Raw genomic sequence first — 20,328 nt, 5'->3', positions numbered from 1 at the left:
ATATTGCAAGAGAACGAACTGTTGTTTCCGATAATTCAAAGATCGTTGTTTGAAAGCAAATCACAACACTTCCTGACCATCTGTGTACTTTCCGTAGTTGTTTCCGATAATTCAAAGATCGTTGTTTGAAAGCAAATCACAACGATCTCTATTTCAATTTAATTTTTTGTGGGTTGTTTCCGATAATTCAAAGATCGTTGTTTGAAAGCAAATCACAACAGTAGAGCGGTTGATTACATCTTTAGATGAGTTGTTTCCGATAATTCAAAGATCGTTGTTTGAAAGCAAATCACAACAGGTGTTCTTCTTTCTTTGTCTTGTGATATAACCTGGATAATTAGGAATAACTCTTAGCTCTTCATTATTTTCAATAAAATCTAATTCATCAATTTCTTTCATTTTAAGATGATATATACAATTAGCATCCATATTGTATATAGATATAAAAGACTATAAATCAACATTGAGCCTCTTCCTAATATTAGAAAAGACTTTAAGACTTCTAAAAAATCAGTAAATGGATTAGCATAGTGGATTATTCCAAATAATAATAGTTCTTCCCCGAATTACTTACAATATCATATCAAAATGACACCCTACCAAGCCTGTCTATATTCACTTTTACACATTTCTCTTTAATCATTATTCCGTCGATCGACTTTTGATTTTTTGACTGTGGACTTCCTAGACCAAACTCATCTTGAATTGGATAGCTAATCCCTATTTTTTTTTGCTCATTTTTATTTGAGCTAAAAATTAAACTTGAAACACTAAGTGGTATAAAATTAGCAGTCTTATCGCTGGAATCTGTAAATCTATAAAGCCTATCTATACTGAATTCTTCATTACTACCAGGAACATAGACTATATCATTTGGGGACAAATAGAATAACAATTTATGCCCTTTTTCACTTTTTATTGGCACAGAAGAGAGTCCTTGTTTTTGCCTTTCAATAACTACATTTAAAGGAATCGTTTCATAATTCCTATTTTTATTTTCATCTTCATATACAGCAAAGAAAAGATTAGTCCCTTTTGCTGTTTCTACATACTTAAACTTTTTATTACCAAATTGTCCCAATGGAAATTTACTCCCCAACTCAAATATTCTAACTTTATATATAGGTTGATGCAATTTTCCATCATTATATTTTCTGATATTCTTATTCATATCCTCAACACCCTCCGAAGAAAATGCGAGCTCCGGATTATTTGATTTACTAGTAAGATAATTTTTTAGAATTTTTTGAATACCGGTATCTGTAATAGATTCAATGACCTTCAAGTCAAACGATGTATCTAAGCTTTTCCTGGTAGCGGTCAATATCTTTCCTTCTGGAACTGTTACCCTTTTTAAATCAACTTTACCTGAAACTGTATCCTTATGCAAAGGCTTTCTAGTAGCCCAGTTTATTCCTTCTTGCTTATGCCATTCTTTTACTTTTATCCCATCTCTATCTACCCATTTTTCATAACGGTTTGTTGCCTTATTGATAATTCGAAGATTTTGTTTAAAGCTTACAATAATTTTATCCAAAGCGTTTTTTGAATCAATAGTAAAATTATCCCAAGGTTTCTTGAATATCCACCTGTAATTCTTTTCGGATTTATCACTATACTTTTTATCACAAAGAATCGCTTTTAAATCATGTCTAAATTTTTGTTTTTCCTCCGAATTTTTCTTTTTATCTATTGCATGTGCATTGTTCAAAAAATTGATATGATTTCTGGAGGCACAGGCTATAACCAAGGCATCCAAAGCATGATGTCTATGATCAATTCTTTTCTTGGAAAATCCTTTAGAAAGCCCTATCGGTACAGTTGGCAATAGCCTCTGATGATTTTCACTCCAAGCTGTAAAATGTTTTGAATCAGTCAAAACATTCAAACGTTCAAAGCGTGGTAAAATCAATTCATTCCAAATATCATTTAAACCCCAGTCCTGTTTTAACTGTGTTGTAATTTTACCATTACCCGGAACAATATTTTTTGAGTTAACTCCATCATCATTGACCTCCTCACGCACTATATTAGATAATACAGATGATATAAACTTACTTATATAACGAGTGTCATTCATCTGCCTTTCGATCATCTTCTCAGGAATTTCTTCCAAAAGAAGCTTACTTTTTTTGGAATGATTCTTACTATAATTTTGAACCACAAAATCTCTATAAGTTTCTTCCTCAAAAACAGTAACCGACTTACCAAAGCCTGTTTCCACAACCATCCCATGGCATTCTTTTATAAATTCCATTCCCAACCTACTATCTTTAAGTTTATTGACGGCCGACTCACAAATTACTTTATTACTAAAACTATCGTCAAAATAAAGACTCTGAGGAATGATATGTTCAATTTCATATTCAGATGTAAACAACTTGCCCAATGGAATCATTGCTCCAGTGTATGGAGATCGATATTTTTGCTCAAGCCATAACTTATATCTCTGAAGTTCTGATTTCGTTGGTTGGGCTGCTTTACTGATTTTCTGAATATCATCTGGAATTTCAATATCAGAACTTAAAACGCCATCTTCATATATCTTTAAAATTTCCTGTTGAGAAGGAGAATAAGGTCTTACATTTTCCACCTTCTTGTCTTGCAACAGTTCATTTAATAGAGCTTTTATTCTAAGGTTAGTTGTTTCGTTCGCCTGTATTATGGCACTCATTTCTTTACGGTCTTCAGCTGTATTTTTCATTTCTCTTCCGAGTTCAATATGAATCTCACTAAAGAAATCTTTTTCTCCCTTTCCATAAAATTGCCAAATATCAGCAACAACCCGTAAAGTCTCCGTCAATACTTGTTCTACTATCGGGTTTCTCAATGAATGTTGCTTAAATTCTTCGAGATACTTTTTTAAATCATCAACGGAGTTCCATTTACCTGAAAAACTTGCTTCTGAATGTCTTCCATATACTACATATTGCGCCAACCATAATGGTAAGCCTTGAAAATCGTTTTCCTTCTTTAAACTATGCTTTTCCGCCTTCTCACGAACTTTATTCTTTATTTCTTCATCAAATTCTCCAGTAATTATTTTATTGATTCTATCCCTTACTTTGCTATCAATAGCCATCCAATTCCAAGATTTTCCCGTCCGTAATAAGGGCAGAATCTTTTTAATTGCTTTCTCAGAATAAGCACCATACTCATTTTTAAATGGTGGAAACCTTTTAAATGAATCTACAAAGGAAACCAAATCCAACTTTTGTTTACCAGCAAAAGCCTTTAGAGCCTTTTCATACTCAACTTTATCTGTTACAGAATAAATAAGATGCCAAAGCTTATACTCTATCTCTTCTGTCAAAAATTTCTCCTCTACACCTTTTACTTTTTCAAGCTTAGAAATAATAAGAGCTTTGGTCTCATTACATGGATAAATCTTATCTGATACATAATTCCAACGAAATTTCCCTGCTTCTACTTTAAGAGCCTTTCCTTTTACCCCATTCTTTCCTAACAAAAACTTCAACAATGTCTCTTGCTCAATATCTTTTCGATGATTAAGAAATTCGAATAGATCCTCCCAATCTTCTATAGTTTTCAGAAAATCACGGGTAACATTTTCATCATCATCCTTCTTGTATATTGAAAGATTATACATCCACTGCCAAATGCGGAACTCCTGAAAATATGGATTGGACTTAGGAATTGTCTTCAAATATTCTACCTTCTCAATCCCCTCACTATCTTTAAATTTTCTGAATTCTAAAGGACAATTACCAACAGAAGATTTCTGACTTCGAAGCGGACGCTGATAAAAAATAATATCTTCCAAAAATAGATGAACAAAATCTTTTTTATTTAACTGTAATTGATGTGCATCATTATTTTTATACAACTCCCGAATACATTCATTATACAAATCTGTACTCTGCAATTCAGGATGAAATTCCTTTTGCTTCTGTAGAATCAGTTTAAGCTCTTCCTTATAGAATTTACGTTCAACTGTACGTACAAGCTTACCATTTATTTTTTGCTTGGGGTTTTTAAGTATTGCATCATAAATATAAGCCCCAATTGGTTTCCTTGACTTGTCGATATCCTGTTCCGTTTTCTTTTTCAGTAAAGTCCAATCATCATCACTGGGCGCTCTGAAGCTTCTTTTTTCATTTCCCTCTTTATCTGTTTTTACAGACCCGTCATCATTTATATCAGTAGTAACAATAAAATCTCTGACTTTCTCTTTCCAATCAAATAATGGAACCTTACTTGAACGTCTGTATGTCCATCCATTTTCAAGAAGAAGCGAATACCATGTCTCACCTTTATTATTAAGTTTTTCATCCGCAACTACATCTATAATCTTTAAAGAATGAAACTCTACCAACTTGTTTAAATTCTCCTCTTCCTCCTCTCCCCGTAATTGGTAGTATCCACGCTTCTGATTAAAATTGAGAATTATCCATGCAAGCTCTTCCTTCTCTATTTTTTTTGTTAAAGCTTCTTTACGCAAATAATAAATAGACCAATCATAAGGTATTAATAAATCATTACTTTTTTCATCCTTTAAAAAATCAGGCTGATGCTGACGAAAATCAGCCAGCATTTTTCCAAAGGATTTTGTAAAAATGAACTGATTGTTGTCATAAGCTAGTTTAGGTTCTTTTCCTTCAAAAAATTGCCCTAATCGTTTTTCAAAATCAATATCAGCGGCATAATGACGAGGAAGAAAACCAAGGATATTTAAAACGCGATGTAAACGCTCTCGTCTTAAAAGATGACGTTCCCGGAGCCTTCTTGCACTCCTGAATTTAGTCCTGTCAGCTGTTTGAGAAACAGAATTTCCCTTTCCAAATTCACCTAAAATATCCTGACTCATTGGAATTATCCGGCTACCCATTCCAAGTATTTCACCTTTTTTACTATCAAAATCATGTTGAATCAATGCCCAACCAATAGAGTTTGTACCTAAATCAAGACCAAGAACTGTTTTCATTATAATTAAGTTTTTAAAAATGTCCTATCTAACCAGCGAAAATTGTTTGAATAAAATTAAATTTATATATATTTGCTAGTGAAAGCAAATCACAATAAGGATTATTCCGTTGTGAAAACATATAAGCCGCCTCGTCTTACAATACGGGGCTTTTTTTATTCCCCATTCACATATGGCCATCCATTTTACTCCCGCCTCTTAAAAGATTTAAAGTTACTGCGATCAAAACAAATTCCACACAGGATTACCAGTACTACCACATATACACATATCACCTCACTAGAGAATAAAATAATTTCAATGAAGAGATATCAATTTCCTGATTGGGAATTTTATTTTCCTGTCTTGTAAATTTATTCTGCAAGCTTGTAATTTCAGTTTGCAGATTTGTAATTCCATTTTTCAGACTTGTATTTTCGTTTTGCAGACTTGTAATTCCATTTTGAAAGCTTGTAATTTCAATTTGCAAACCTGTCATTTCATTTGGCAAGCTTGTAATTTCTTTTTTCTGTTAATGAATTTGAATATGATGATTTGTCCTAAGGAATATTTGTAAACCTTTTTTAAAATTCCGGACAGATGATTGAGATAATTATAATGAAATTGGATTGGACACAGACATTTTTAATTCTTACTTAATTTCTATTTTTTATTATATAAGAGTAGAGACTGTTTTTATCTATAAAAAATCATAAAATAACCTGATAGATAAACACATGCCAAAAAAATATTTTTAAGAAAATTCTTGCATTTGTTTAGCGATATATAAACTTTTGTCCCATCATTTTTTTAACAACTAAAACATATCAGCTATGTCCACAACCAAAAAAGCCAAGGTTAAGCTTAACCTTAGAGGTTCTTCGGTAGAAGAAAAACTTATTCTCTCAAGACAGATTGTACAAGCACTTACAGAAAATGAACTTTTCCCTTCCCCCATTCCATCGCTGAACTCAGTGAGTACTGCTATTGGCGAACTGGAAAAAGCACATACAGATGTAAAGCTAGCGCGACAAACTGTTTCAACTAAGCTCAGTATTTTAGATGATAAATCTTCAGAGCTTGATGCTGTTCTGAATCAATTGGCAGCTTATGTAGAAAGCACTGCAAAGGGAGATGAAATAACAATTAAGCAAGCGGGAATGAGAGTACATGCCCCCAAAACTCCTACAGGAATTCCTTCAGCACCGGAAAAATTACAGGCTGTAGCGGCCAATGAAAAGGAAATAGAACTCTCCTGGGAATCTGTAAAAGGTGCGAAGAGTTATGTTGTACAGCTTACAACAGACCTGAGCAAAGATGATAGCTGGAGTGTTGCTACTATCTCTACCAAGTCAAAGGCTACTATAAAGAATCTGGAAAGCGGGAAAAAATATTGGTTTAAAGTGGCTGCAGTGGCATCAGCAGGTCAAAGTGCCTGGAGTGATCCGGCAACTAAATATGTCATTTAATCAGTATGTGCCGGATCTCTGCTCATAATCTATTTTATAGAAAGTTGCTTAATCCGGCACAAAATTTCCTGAGTATTTTAAGTTAGAAGAACCTGAGTGGCTGGAATGAGTGTATAATTTTCCTTTGTTTATCCTGAGCCCGCGAAGGGATCTGATAATCATAAAATAAATTTGCAATTTCAATCAAGGATCTGTCAGATAGAAAAACTTCTTCCTTTGGGAAAGCTCAGATATTTCGCATGCTCAATATGACAAAGTTTGGATTGAATAAAAAGAACTCCCAATCTGACATACATAGACTGGGAGTAATGATCTGGTTAATTATTTTTGATTAGTTTTTCAGTAACAACCTGGTTATTCAGCATCATCTTTACAATATAGGTTCCAGCTGGCATTTCGTCAGTTTTTAAAGAAACTGTTCCTTGTCCTGAACCAACATATTGTTGAATATCCTTTAGCAGTATACCTTCAATAGAAAAGAGTTGCAAGTGTAAATTTCCAGCTTCATTAGCAGTAATATCAAGATTTATATTAGAGTTAAATGGATTTGGATATGCAGTAGTTTTATAGGAAACTGTATTTACTTCTGCTACGTTTTCCTTTGCTTCTCTTGCTGCACAATTGCCATTGGACTCTACTATTTTTACAAGCCAGTCCCCTGGACCATGTGTTACATCTCCATCGTTAGGACCAGAAAAAGAATATGCCCCCAGAAGATAACTTCCATCATTATTGTTAAATAATGAACTCAGACGATCAGAGCTGCTTCCACCAAGAGTGATATCCCATATTTTATTACCAGCATCGTCAATCTTGTATATCCATAGGTCATCATCTCCATTATTACCATCTGAGATGTCTCCATTCGATGATCTTGTATATCCTCCGGCTATATAACCTCCACCATAAGCTGGTATGACAGTAACAGGATAGTCAAAATTACTCCCGCCATAGATTTTATTCCATATTACATTGCCCAAAGAATCTGTTTTGATAATCCAATGGTCTGTGTGCTCATAATCCATCGCATAAAGAAGAAAACCTTCTTCCGGTGTTAAGATGAGGCTTTGGATCTGATCCATATATGATTTACTATATATTTTATCCCAAAGTATATCCCCGGAATCATTTATTCTTACCAACCATGCACGCTGAGAAGTGTCACCAATAGCATACCCACCTAATGCATAACCACCATCCGGAACAGCAATTGCAGATATTAATATCTCTTCTTTTGGTCCACCATAGGTTTTGGTCCAAAGAATATTTCCGTTGTAGTCTACTTTCAGAATCCAGAAATCAAACTGTTTTCCATTAGTATTGGATGTATATCCAGCCAGCAGTAATGTACCATCATTGTTTTCTATGACAGAGGAAATACCATTTTGATGGCCATTGGCCGGTATATCCAGAGACCAGGAAATATTTCCTGATTGATCTATTTTATATACAAGTAAATTATATGGAATATTTTGGGTGCCGGCAAAGATGTAACCTTTATCCGAAAGATTCTGTGTTATGAAGTTCGTAATAGGTCCATTACGAAGGAAGGTTTGTTCGGTAGATATGACGTTTCCCGCAAGGTCTGTTTTTGTTTTCCTAAAATAAGTATTTCCTGAAGCATAGATATATCCTGCAAGGATATATGCACTGTCATTGGAACGTGTAATATTATTGATGGTATTTGAAACTGTGTTGTCCCAAACTTTAGATATTTTCTTTTGAATGTTCACTTGTGCCGGAACCCTGCCTGAAACACATCCGCTTTTGGAAGCTTCTACATAATAGATTGTAGAAGTATAAAGAGGAGGAGTCGAAAATGATGTGCCGCTTGCAATTACATTTCCACCTGAAGCCTGATCATACCAGTTAAGAATAGAAGGCTGATAAACAGAAGCAACAAGCGTTGCAGATTGTCCACTACAGATCATACTATTACTTACCGTCGGCTTTTCAGGTAAAGGAGTTGTTTTAATAATAACAGGAGTTCTTTTGGATGTTGAACAACCATTGTATACTGCTTCAACATAGTAAGTGGTTTCAGAAGTGATAGCAGGAGTTGTAAAGTCAGCTCCTGTATAGACCGGCAGGCCTCCGCTCTTCTGACTATACCACTTAAAAGTTGCTCCCACAGGTTTTGTAGCATGTAATACTGCAGGTTGGCCCTGGCAGGTTGTCACTTGTTCTTTTTGAACTACAGGTGCAGCAAGCAGTACTGTAGCATAATGCAGGTGAACTGTTCTGACCTTATTGTTATTTTCTGCTTTAAGGTAAACTTCAACACCTTGAAAGTTTTCATCAGGATTAAAAATAACTATGACATCCTGGAGAGAAGACCAGAACAGTTTCACATCATTGTCATTGAAATTTACCCTCTCTGTATTGATGTTGTTGCCCACCACTGTTGAGATAAAAATATTTGAAATTAAATTACGATCGTAAACCGGATCAGAAAATGACAATTTGATTTTTATCTGATCCTTCTTACTGCCTGCCGACGAGAACTTGATTCTTTGAGCAACATACCCATAATGGATATCCGGCGCCAGCTTTATGGTCGAGAATGAATTGGTATCATCATCCACCGCAAGTGAGGGTTGTAATACCGAACAATTCTGGCAATTTGTTCCGAGAACTATTGTCTGAGAAGTTCCACTGCCACATGGTACGTTTGAATCTGCTTTAACTGAAACAGAGCCAAAAGAAATAAGACCTGTCAATAACAATTGACACCACCATCTTCTTTTTTTCATAGTGTTTGAGGTTAAAAATTTAGAAATATATTGATTAATTAGTCCTTATTTAGAAAAAATACATACTGCCTGAAATTTAATCTTGAGTAGAAAATCGATTAAATACTTAAAAAACTTTTATTTCTCCGACGATTGAAAACGTTTATCAAAACCACTAATTGTTCTGACCGGGAAGCATAACCAATCAGAATAAAAATTGTTTAGTTTTTTGAAAAAAATTTTTCCTTATGCAATCCAATTGGCATTTTATTTTACTTCAAATTGACTTCAGTAAGGATAAACCGGACATCAATAGAAAAGTAAATACAGCCAGGTGGAAAAACCATTATCAGCTTGATCTCCTTCAATTTTTCACAAAGGAAATTTGGAAGAATCCCAAAAAGACTTAAAATTGACAATTAATACTAATACAATAAATCATCATGATACCCGAAACCGAACTATCCAAACTTAAATTTCCAATAGGTCCATTTGTTTCACCTTCAGACCTGAGTACTGCAGAGCTGGATGCATTAGTAAAAACAATTGAAGAAGCGCCTTCTAAGTATCGTGAACTGGCTAAACGCCTTTCACCTTCAGACCTGGCCAAAACGTATCGTGAAGGCTCCTGGAATGTTCATCAATTATATAATCACGTGGCTGATATTCAATTAGTGCATTATTTCAGAATGAAGAAAGCAATTACTGAAAATGACTATAAGGAAATCACATTGATCAATATAGATGCATGGGCTCACACCCGAGATAACATGAACTCACCTATTGACGATTCCCTGTTGATGTTTGAAGGCATAGCTAAACGCTTTGCTTTTTTAATAAGATCCTTAACTCCTGAGCAACTTGAGTTATCCTATTATCATCCTTTCCGCAAGATCACACTAAACCAGAAACAAGCCATTGCAATGGCTGCGTGGCATGTAAAACATCACTATGCCCATCTTCTGATCGCTACAGGGCTGGAAGAATAAAATATGTTTAGATATTTAACACCCGTATCAAATCCGATGAACCTCATCCCTAACCATTCTCCTAAAGGAGAAGGGAACCGTCGACGATAAAAATACCTGAATTAAAAAGGATATACTACTCGACCTCATCCAAAATTTCTCTCTTCAGGAGAGATTTAGGGTGAAGTCGAGTATAAGGTTAGTTGATGATTGAAATTGCAGTTCACTTTAAGCTTTGTGCTTTCAGCTTTAGACTTTAAGCTTTAAGCTTTGTGCTTTCAGCTTTAACATCTCTTCTGAATGCTGATGCAATCATGTTGGCCATCATCTCAGGATTATCGGAAGAGAAAATTACTTGCCTTGGTTTCATCAAATGAGCTGAATATTCTGTAGAATGATCTTCTATTTTATCAGCCATTCCCACACTCATATTTCGGATCAAATGATAATGCTGATCCCGGAAATCATAAACAATAACAGGATTGATTATTTCAGGAACAAACTCAAGACAATAAATGAACATAGGATAATCAAACAAATTGTATCCGTTAAAGTCTGCCACAAGGTTTGCATCAAAATATCTGTATGTGAGTAGTCTTGCATCTATATCCGCAGCATTAAGATGTTCTGCCAGATTGGATAGTTTTTCTCTCATCTCACTTACAGATCCTGTAACAGAATCAAAAGTATTGATATGAAGCCATTGTTCACTGGCAGTATCAAGATATTCCAATGCAGTTCTTCCGATATCCAGTTTGTAGTTAAATGCCGAATATCCCGGTGCAAAATATCCAGGATAAAAGTATTGCAATCCTAAATTCTTACAATACATCATTTTACTGTAAATAATATATTTTCCCGGACTATACTTCTTGTATTCATGATTATAAAAACTGTTGATACCTGCAGCGCTATCTTTTCCCATATCAAAAAAACCGCAGGCTATGAGTTTTTCATTATCATATATACATACTTCATGAGTATCGTAGATTCTTTTTTGATCAGTTCCGAAAAGAAGAGCTTCAAGGGACTCTGAGACCTTAAACGTAATTCCTTTTTTATATAATTGAAAAAGTTCTTCTTTTTCAGGTGTGATTGATGCTTTCTGTACCTCCACCCTAAAAGAATTATTTAACCTGGAAAGCTTTTTATAAGTCTTATCATCATTAAAATCCGAAAGAACAACTCTAAGCCATATAGCCCTGTAAAACTGACTGTTAAAACTCAGAAAACTTGTGGTAAATATGGATTGCCCCCAGCGAAACCAACCATCAGCCAGGTACAGATCCAGATCTTCCGGCATTAAAATATCAGGATAATGAGCTTTAGAAAACATTGAATATTAAGCTGTCGAAGCCTACTAATATACTATATTTTCTATTAAATTTTCATTAAAACAATTTAAGGTCAAACACAAGTAACAGTACCTGATTTACAAAAACCTGAAACTCACTTATTTTCTCTGATTACCCTGGGACTCCTTTGTGCTGCTCTATGAAAAAATTATATTACACAGAGAAACACAGAGGAGACACAGAGAAACACAGAGGGGGAAACTCTTTTTATTTTACAACACTGACTTTCTTCTGGATTTCTTTATCTCCACAGACAAGCTTCAGCAAATAAATACCTGCTGAAATATCTAATTCGGATGCACGTAAAGTAAAGGAATAATATCCTGCTTCTTTAAATTCTTTAACAACAACCTTATTTAATTCTCCATTAAGCCCCTGAAGTGATAGGGTAACTTGTCCAGCAAAAGGTATTGAATAATTTATAGTTGTTTTATCTTCAAAAGGATTAGGAAAAACTTCCAAAGCAGGAGTTAAAACTGTATCCGTTCCAAAATTCAGATCAGCTATTCTTGCTGGAATTACTGTTACATTGAATACATCCGTCACACAACTAAAATTATCTATTACAGAATAAGATGTATTGGTTGTAGGACTTACTGTAATTGCTCGTGAAGTAGCTCCTGTCGTCCAGTTGTAATTTCCTACCCAGGAAGCATTCAACGTGGTATTTTGTCCGGATTGGATAGTTATATTGGTTGTCTTTCTCACATCTTTAAAAACTGTAAACTGATCTCTTACTACAGCATCCGCACAAACCCATTTTGCATCCAATCTATTCTGATCGATCTCGATAACAAGCGATCCGCCATTGGTAGCATCTGAATAATGCATTGCTGAATGCGGAAATGAAGACTGTGTACCTCCAAGTTGCCCTGAAGAACCTGAGACTACATATATAGTACCATTATAAGAGGAGGAAACGTTTTTCTCATATGGACATGAAGATGCAGAGCCGTCATACTTTCCACTGCTGCTGCTTAGATTATGCGAACCTGCATTAAATGTAGATTCATTTCCATAGTGACCTTTAATAAGTTTTGTTCTCTCATAACAATGACTATGTCCACAGATAACCATATCAACTTTATATCTCTCAAGTATTCTGATAAAATTCTGTCTGACGTTAATTAGCTCAGTTTCTGTGTCAGAATTGTGAGATCCCATTGTATAGGGAGGATGATGCCAGTATACAATTGTCCACTTTTGTGTATTTGCTGCCAAGTCTTGTTTAAGCCATGTAGCCTGAGGACCTAAAGTATCATACATTCTATAGCTATTAGATTCTTTGCCATAAGAGTCAAGAGAGACAAAATGAATATTGGCATAATTAAAGGAATAAAAAGCTTCAGTATTGGAGGCTACTCCACCTGCTTCTGCATTTTTAGGTAATGTAAAATTGCTGTAATAAGGAACATTATGATCATTTTGTCTTGTTGCATTGTTTGCATAATCATGGTTTCCAGGCGCTGGCCATAAAACAGTCTGCTTTAACATTTTATCTTTATAGATATCAAAAAAGTTCGTCTGATATTCGGTATCAAGTCCGCTATTATAAGCATTATCCCCTGCAAGCAGCCAAACATCAGTATAGTTAGATCCAAGATAAGAGATGTATTTATCACGTGAGTTCCTCTGATTGGTTGAGTTGTTACCACAGTCTCCAGTAACCCATACACGAGTTTTCTTTTCTGTACCCACTATAGGAGCGGTAATAAAATAATTATTTGCATCACCTTGCAATGTCTGTGTAGAAGAACCTATTGAATAATAATATTTAGTATTGGCAGACAATCCTGCCAATTTCACTTCATGATCTTTCACTGAAGCAGCATCATTTGCTGAAGAAGTTAAACTGCCTGCTGTTGTACCATATGATACTTTACTATTTGTCGCAATATCAGTTCTCCACTTAATAATAACGCTTGATGATGTGCCTAACTGAAGGTAAGGTCCTCTTTGAATCACAGCAGTAGCTGAAGAAGTATTCCCTTTAAGCTCGAGATCAAAGCTGATATCAGAACTGGTAATGTCAGACTGATGTACTTCCACAGCAATTACATTCGTTCCTGTAACCAAAGCCCCTGAAGGTATTGACCCAGTTTGAATTGTTCCCCCATCATCAGAGCAGGTGGTCGCTGCCAATGTGTTATATGCAATAGTACCTGTTGGCATATTATTTCTATAGCGTTCCGTTCCATTGATATAAACAACTATCCCATCATCTCTTCTTACGTTAATGGTATATCCTGTAAAAATAGAAGCATCTGCCACTGTAATAGACTTTCTGAAGTAAGTTGTGATGTACTTAGAAATTGAATTGGAGCCATAACTTACAACAGTGGTTTCATCTCCATCACCATAACCTAGCTGAGCATTTCCTGATGCCCATGAAGCATCGCTAAATCCTGCGTCTTTCCAGGTAGTCCCCTGATTGGACCCGTTATCCATGTACTTCCAGGAGGAGCCCAATGAGATAAGAGTTGTCTGGGCAGACAACCAAGTGAATGTGCTTAACAATAAGCAAAATGTTGTAACTAATCTTTTCATCTGGTTTTTAATTTGATTGAGCGTCAAAAGTAGCTCATATAACTAAACACCATTCATTACGATTATTATAATTCAGTAAAATTACTGTTAAGGGAATGTTACATACATAGAGAACCATCATAAATAAAAACGCCTGCTATATTTAGCCGGCCTTTTTACTTTGAACAAAAGTATCTTATTATTTAATCTTAAATACCATATATACTCTGTTATTTGATATTAAGATAATAAACTTCACTATTCAACTCCGACAACTCTAATTCATTTTCTCTTCCTGTTAACGTTACATTTTTATCCTACAAATCAGGATTGATTGAACAACATTAAAAAGATTTAAAAGCAAATAACAAGGAACAGATAGAGAATAAAACTACTTATAAATCTATAAAAAAGTGTATTCTATCCCTGAAAGGAAAAACCTATCTAATTAATTCGAAAAACACTTCAATGTTTTTTTACGACCCTTTAAAGGTAGGGCAAGGAAGCTTTCTGTAAGGCTTTCTTTTTTTAGGAGGCCAATGGTAAACGTAGGTAATATTAAGCTCATGAGCACCTCTTGTTCCTGCTCTGGTGAGTTCCGAAACCGTACAGTCAAAGCTGTAAGAAATACTTAGGGGATATACTTTGTAACCTACCATAAGTATAACAGATTCATTATTCTGTATCCCGGCCCGGTAATTTTTTAATAAAGGAATTCCTCTGTACCACCCTCCCAGAAGTAGTCTATGATATAATCCATAAACACCAAGATCAAGCTGATCAGACTTTCCCTGAGACTTGTAATGTAAAGTAGGAGTAATATAAACATCTTCATCAGAAGGTATATCTCCCTTGGTTTTTCCTTTCTCTAGCATAAACTTATATCCACCGATCAAAGAAAACTTAGCAGGCAGATCAGAGCCGCTTCCATAAAAAGACTGATCCGGAGTATTCACATGATGGGCAGCAAAACCCACCCAAAAATATTCAGAATACAGCATCCCCCCGACTCCAATATCAAAAAATCCTTTTTGAGTGGCCCCAAACGGTTCTTTCGTTTGAGTATTGGTAAACCCATCATCATTGAACTGATCAGGAAATGTGAGATAGGAATAATTAAGGTACCTGTTGATATAGTTTATTTCTGCACCTGCTCTGGCAGAAAGCTTTGGTGAAAGATTGATCTCCTGAGCATACTGCATGCGGATCTCTGTAGAGCTTATTCGTTTCGTTCCCTGCCAGTCTTTCAAAAACATAAGACCAACACCTCCTCCGGTTTTGTTAAAAAAGTTATCTATAGAAACACAAGATGTAGTATACCTGGCTTCCAGACCCGGCCACTGTAATCTTTGATGTGCTATAGCTCTTGCACTGTGAGCACTTCCGGCAAATGCAGGGTTAAGATATAAGACGTTTGCATAAAACTGAGAAAACTGAATGTCCTGAGCATAAGAAAAACCTATACCCAAAGACAGTATAATCATCCATAATACCTTATTAAAACGCCTTCTGTACTTCATATTTTAATACAGATTAAATCTACCTGTATGTTTTCTGGTTGCTTTTACAACCTTCTTGGGAGCATTCAGTTCATTAAGCTGGTCCTGAATCTTTTCCTTTCTCTTATTTGTTTTTCTCTCGGTTTTATCCTTACGGTCAATATTTCTCTGAGTAAAATTTACAGCTTGCTTGGCATGAAAATCACTTGCCAGATCTGCTTTGTCAGACAAGCGATTGGCCTTATCCTTTCTGTACCTTTCCGGAGCACACGAAAGCATCAGCATTCCTGCAAATAATATTAAAATAAATTTACTCATAAACTATTTACCTGACAACTGTAACGCTACCAGTCATTGTATAAGGGCCTTTATACTCTTCTGAATCTCCTTCATAAATGATTGTCCATGGATATACCCCCTCTACCATTGGCTCTCCTTTATATATTCCATCCCAGAATACATATCTGTCATTGCTTTCAAATATAACCTCACCCCATCTGTTGAATATCAGCATCCGGAACTTTCCTATATGCGCACCGAAAACATCGTATAAATCATTGACAGAATCATCATTGGGGCTGAAAGAATTTGATATGAAAAGCCTGGGAGGACAAACTGCATCAACTTCAACTTTATTGGTTCCAGAGCAATTGAATTCATTGGTAATTTCTACGCTATAAGTACCGGGCATTGTAACTAAAATTTTCTGGGTGGTATCCCCGGAAGGATTCCAGAAATAAGATTTTCCTGCACCAGCATTCAGCTCCAGCTCTTTTCCTGTTTCAAAACAATGTTTGATTTTATTCAAAGCACCTCCAGGCAAAGCGTGCATATTAACTCTTGCCTTAGCAGTGCCGGAACAACTACCTAAACTTGCAGTTACGGAATATAAACCAGGCTCTGATACGGATAAAAGAGGACTATTATTACCATTTAGAATAATACCGTCTTTAGACCAGGTAAATAAAGGATTAAGAGAAACATTATTAGCGATATTCAAAGGTTTTGAATCCAGCATTACTACATTACCCAGGCACACTGCAGTATCAGAAAGACTTACTGAAGGTTCAGGGATACCAATAACATCAATGCTATCTTTTGCATCACATCCTAGTCTGTCTTTCCCTTTGACCACATAAGTTGCTTTACCTTCTTTAACCGTAATAGAAATGGATTCTGATGTATCCGAGAGAAGCCCGACACCAGACACTTCCCAGGCATATTTAAGCTTCGTGGCATTTACAGCAGTGATAGTTAAAACACCACCATCACAGCCAACCAAATCCTCTCCAAGGTCTACAGTAGGTAGAGGTTCAATCTTAATCTCCACTGTATCCGAAACCGGTAGGCAATTACCATTTTGATCTGAGGTTAACACTATCAAAGCTTTTCCAGATGTTAATTCATTATCTGAAGGGGTATAGACAAGCGAAGAAGTGCCAGCACCAAATGAACCTTCACCGGTCCATATAGCACTACCGGTAGAAGAAACACCACTTAACGGAACCTGAGGCAAACCTATACATACGGTATCATCAGGACCAGCATTCACAACAGGTGCAGGAGTGATTGTAATCTGAACGGTATCTGTCACAAGTGGACAAACCATAGAACCTTCTGACGAAACCGCAAGAGCAATTTTTCCGGCTTCAATTTCTTCTTTTGCAGGATGATAATTTATCTCAAGATTTTCTACAGAAGGGTCATAAGTGCCTTTCCCTATTTTCCAGACTCCTCCGGTTGCATTTTTTATGCTTGCTTTAAGAGGAATATTTATATTATTAGCGCATACACTTATATCCGGTCCGGCATCTATTTCCGGCATTCTCTCAAAATTAAAAGCCACAATACTTTGTGCCTGAGGGCAGACTTTAGTCCCTGTGCTGCTCAGTATAAAAGCGATTGCACCATTACTTATTTCTGCTGCTGTGGGCGCATAATCAGTGCTGAGACTTAATGGCGAAACAAATCCACTTGCCGTTCCCCCTTCCCAGATAACGCCAGGACTATTTGAAGATGTCCCGGAAAGTTTGATTAGAGGATTACTTTCACATAATGTACTTCCTGTACCTGCATTTACTTCCGGCAATCTTTCAAATGGATAAACCACCGTATCAATTGCAGGAGGACATAATGTATTTCCTGTTGTGGTTATATAAATAGAAAGGCTGTCAAAGGTTTTATCTTTGGAAGATATCTTATAAACTGCATCTGTTTTTGTGCGATCATCAAAAGATTGGCTCCCTCCGGACCAAATAATTCCCGATGCATTAGTAAAGGTTCCGCTTAATTTTATATCTATAGCATTTTCACATAACAGACTTCCTGTTCCTGCATTTACTGTAGGGAGCTTTTCATATGTAAATGTGACATTTGACTGGTTTAATGGGCACTTATCCTGCCCAACAGATTTAAGTGTAAGTGTTACAGTACCCGCAGTTACTTCAGATGTGTGAGGAATATAAGTAGCATTCAGAGTGTTTCTGTTCGGCTGAAAAGTACCGACGCCACCTTCCCATATTCCGGAAAGAACATTGGTAACTTTTCCATTTAGAGTTACAGAAGGAGTATTTTCACAAAGACTTTGAGAGCTTCCGGCATCAGCGATAGGTAATTTTTCAAAAGTAACAAGAACCTGATCATTAGCGGGAGGACAAATACCTGCAAAGCTTGATAAGGTAAACAAAACAGAGCCTGCGTTCCTGTCCGCATTGGTTATAATATATGAAGATGTCAGCCCAACAGGGCTAAAGACTCCACCAGACCCACCTTTCCAAGATCCACCTTTGGCATTGGTAACAGATCCGGCTAAATGAATGGTCGAGGCATTTTCGCACAATACTTGCGGAGGTCCAGCTACAGCTGCAGGCTTAGGCACTACTACAATAGGTTTAGTTTCTGAAAATTTACAGGTTTTAGAGTCAGTAAATTCATATTTCAAATTAAAACTTCCAACTGTATTAGGTGTAAATGTACCATTAGCACTTATACCAGTTCCTGAAAATACACCACCAGCAGGCAGCACACCCGGAATTTTAAAAGCCGGACTTCCCACACAAATAGAGTCTATATCTGGGAATGTAATATCAGGAAGTCCGTTAATAGTAAATTTGAGAGAAACAGTATCTTTTCTGGTTGGCAAAGCAGTGATGGCATAATAAACAGATCCATCAGAAACAGTAAGATTTCCTACGGCAGACATTAAATAACTATCGGCAGGTGTTGGTTTTAGCGAATGCCATGACTGGACTGTTCCCCAGTCTCCATTCTCAGTAACAAGGTTATTATAAAAACCAAGATCCACTCCATCCGCCTTACCAGAGCCTTTCACAGTCTCACAAAGTTCAGTAGTATATTCCCTGGGAACACAATTATCCGTTACTGTATAAGTTAAATTAACGATACAAGGATTATCAGATACAGTAGTTAGTTGTAAAGTATAAACTCCTGCCTTGTCAATGGTAACAGACTGATTTGTCCCTGATCCCGGAAAACTTCCTGCTGGTCCCCATTCATATGATTTAAAACCGGAAGGACCAGTTAGTACTTTTGTCTCTTTAAAAGAACAGATGGTTGTACTATTAGGAGTAGTCAAAGAATTACATTCGGTATCTATGTAGGCATACCCCAAATGACCTCCCGGCTCGCAGTCTGAAGCTAAAAATTCAACAGTGACCGTTTGTCCGATATAATCTTTTAAAGCAATAGCAACAGTAGTCCAGTTCCGATAGTACAAATCCATCCTGTTGTTAGGACATTGATTATTTGCATTAGGATTTGTAACTGAGTTTGCAGGAAGTGTATTGGTATTTCCGCACCCGGAGTTTGTACCAATCTGTACTTGTTCAGAATTCTCATTCACACAAATATGAGTGTATGAAGAAAGGTTTGAACCTAATACTGAAACGGTATATTCTCCACAAGTAATCTCATTTCCATCCTTATCATATAGTCTGGAAAGAAAATGTGGACTTTTCATCCCTTGATGGTTCGGATCATTATCCGGAGATTCGAGGACCACAGCATATCGGTAAGTAAGAATGCTATTACTGGAATCAACGACAAAGGACTGAGTCATTTTAGCCATATGACCGCCTGCTTCTGTATTACCTAATCTCACCGAATAGTTTCCTCCAGGTGCTACTACAGATAGGTTAGGTATATAAGGGTCTCTTTGAGTCTTAGTCATAATACAATGCTGACCAAAACCAGGACGAGTCACGATTTGTCCGTTTCCGCCTAGTCCACCTCTGCTCTGCACCTGACCTTGCCAGCCATTAAAATTTCCATCTTCAAAATCCATATTAACACACTTACCTGAAGCGTCCATAACATGATTTTCAATAGCGGCGACTTCTTTTGCAAATTCAGCTTTAACTAAAGCAAACGAAGCATACAAAGAAACATATCGGGATTTTAAATCTGAGAGATAATGATTAAAATTAGAACTGTTGATTTCACCTGTAAGTGCTTTTCTAAAAAATACAACTTTATCTTTACCCCACTGAGGCTCGAGATATCGAAAGAAAAGATTAACATCTGACTTGCTGATCTTAGCCTCCGCAGCTATCTCATCCTTTAACTGCCCTATATTTATAGAAGACCATAACCTCTCGGCTTCTAACTTTAGCTCGTTATTAGCTTCAATGTGATGTTGGCTGAAAGCAGGATTTAAAGATAGAATTGAGAAAATCGAAATGAAAAACAAACCACCTGCTGAAGCTTTTATTGTTCTGAGTGTAATTGTAATCAATTTCATAATAACAAATTTACAACTTTACCTCACTTTACAAAATTATATTTTTTCCAATATAAATACCATTACTACTTTAAAGTAAGATTTCTGTTTACCCAG

Annotated in this window: 11 protein-coding genes; 2 read left to right on the top strand and 9 right to left on the bottom strand. The window is 36.1% G+C overall.

Annotated features, from left to right (window positions below; genetic code table 11):
• Positions 1–264 precede the first annotated feature (264 nt).
• The 3 genes from MYP_RS26805 to MYP_RS18635 form a co-directional block, all read right to left on the bottom strand.
• A complete protein-coding gene (locus MYP_RS26805; protein WP_262506803.1) occupies positions 265–399 on the bottom strand; it encodes a hypothetical protein in 135 nt (44 codons plus the stop codon).
• 184 nt (positions 400–583) lie between these two features.
• Positions 584–4,945, bottom strand: coding sequence for a type II CRISPR RNA-guided endonuclease Cas9 (gene cas9, locus MYP_RS18640; protein WP_045466803.1), 4,362 nt, complete (start codon positions 4,943–4,945; stop codon positions 584–586).
• A gap of 271 nt (positions 4,946–5,216) precedes the next feature.
• Positions 5,217–5,423, bottom strand: a complete 207-nt coding sequence (locus tag MYP_RS18635) for a hypothetical protein (RefSeq protein WP_045466801.1) — start codon at positions 5,421–5,423, stop codon at positions 5,217–5,219.
• Positions 5,424–5,757: 334 nt separating this feature from the next.
• On the opposite strand from MYP_RS18635, the gene MYP_RS18630 reads away from it, so the two are divergent.
• On the top strand, positions 5,758–6,393 hold the full coding sequence (locus MYP_RS18630; protein ID WP_045466797.1) for a fibronectin type III domain-containing protein: 636 nt from the start codon (positions 5,758–5,760) through the stop codon (positions 6,391–6,393).
• Positions 6,394–6,710: 317 nt separating this feature from the next.
• On the opposite strand, the gene MYP_RS18625 is transcribed toward MYP_RS18630, so the two are convergent.
• Positions 6,711–9,146 (bottom strand): T9SS type A sorting domain-containing protein, encoded by a 2,436-nt coding sequence (locus tag MYP_RS18625; protein WP_045466794.1) that lies wholly within the window; start codon positions 9,144–9,146, stop codon positions 6,711–6,713.
• 422 nt (positions 9,147–9,568) lie between these two features.
• Here MYP_RS18625 and MYP_RS18620 point away from each other — a divergent pair, with 422 nt between their 5' ends.
• Positions 9,569–10,114 (top strand): DinB family protein, encoded by a 546-nt coding sequence (locus tag MYP_RS18620; protein WP_045466792.1) that lies wholly within the window; start codon positions 9,569–9,571, stop codon positions 10,112–10,114.
• A 235-nt stretch (positions 10,115–10,349) separates the two neighbouring features.
• Here MYP_RS18620 and MYP_RS18615 read toward each other — a convergent pair whose 3' ends face one another.
• From MYP_RS18615 to MYP_RS18595, 5 genes are all read right to left on the bottom strand, one after another.
• Positions 10,350–11,429 (bottom strand): hypothetical protein, encoded by a 1,080-nt coding sequence (locus MYP_RS18615; protein WP_045466787.1) that lies wholly within the window; start codon positions 11,427–11,429, stop codon positions 10,350–10,352.
• A gap of 226 nt (positions 11,430–11,655) precedes the next feature.
• The gene (locus tag MYP_RS18610) at positions 11,656–13,995 is read right to left on the bottom strand and encodes a metallophosphoesterase (RefSeq protein ID WP_081990590.1); all 2,340 of its coding nucleotides are present in this window, start codon (positions 13,993–13,995) and stop codon (positions 11,656–11,658) included.
• A gap of 455 nt (positions 13,996–14,450) precedes the next feature.
• Positions 14,451–15,494 (bottom strand): PorP/SprF family type IX secretion system membrane protein, encoded by a 1,044-nt coding sequence (locus MYP_RS18605; RefSeq protein WP_045466784.1) that lies wholly within the window; start codon positions 15,492–15,494, stop codon positions 14,451–14,453.
• 3 nt (positions 15,495–15,497) lie between these two features.
• On the bottom strand, positions 15,498–15,791 hold the full coding sequence (locus MYP_RS18600; protein WP_045466781.1) for a hypothetical protein: 294 nt from the start codon (positions 15,789–15,791) through the stop codon (positions 15,498–15,500).
• Positions 15,792–15,798: 7 nt separating this feature from the next.
• Positions 15,799–20,232, bottom strand: coding sequence for a T9SS C-terminal target domain-containing protein (locus MYP_RS18595; protein ID WP_045466779.1), 4,434 nt, complete (start codon positions 20,230–20,232; stop codon positions 15,799–15,801).
• Between the last annotated feature and the right edge of the window lie 96 nt (positions 20,233–20,328).

Source organism: Sporocytophaga myxococcoides (assembly GCF_000775915.1).
Lineage (GTDB): Bacteria > Bacteroidota > Bacteroidia > Cytophagales > Cytophagaceae > Sporocytophaga > Sporocytophaga myxococcoides_A.
This window is presented reverse-complemented; position numbering and strand designations above follow the sequence as displayed.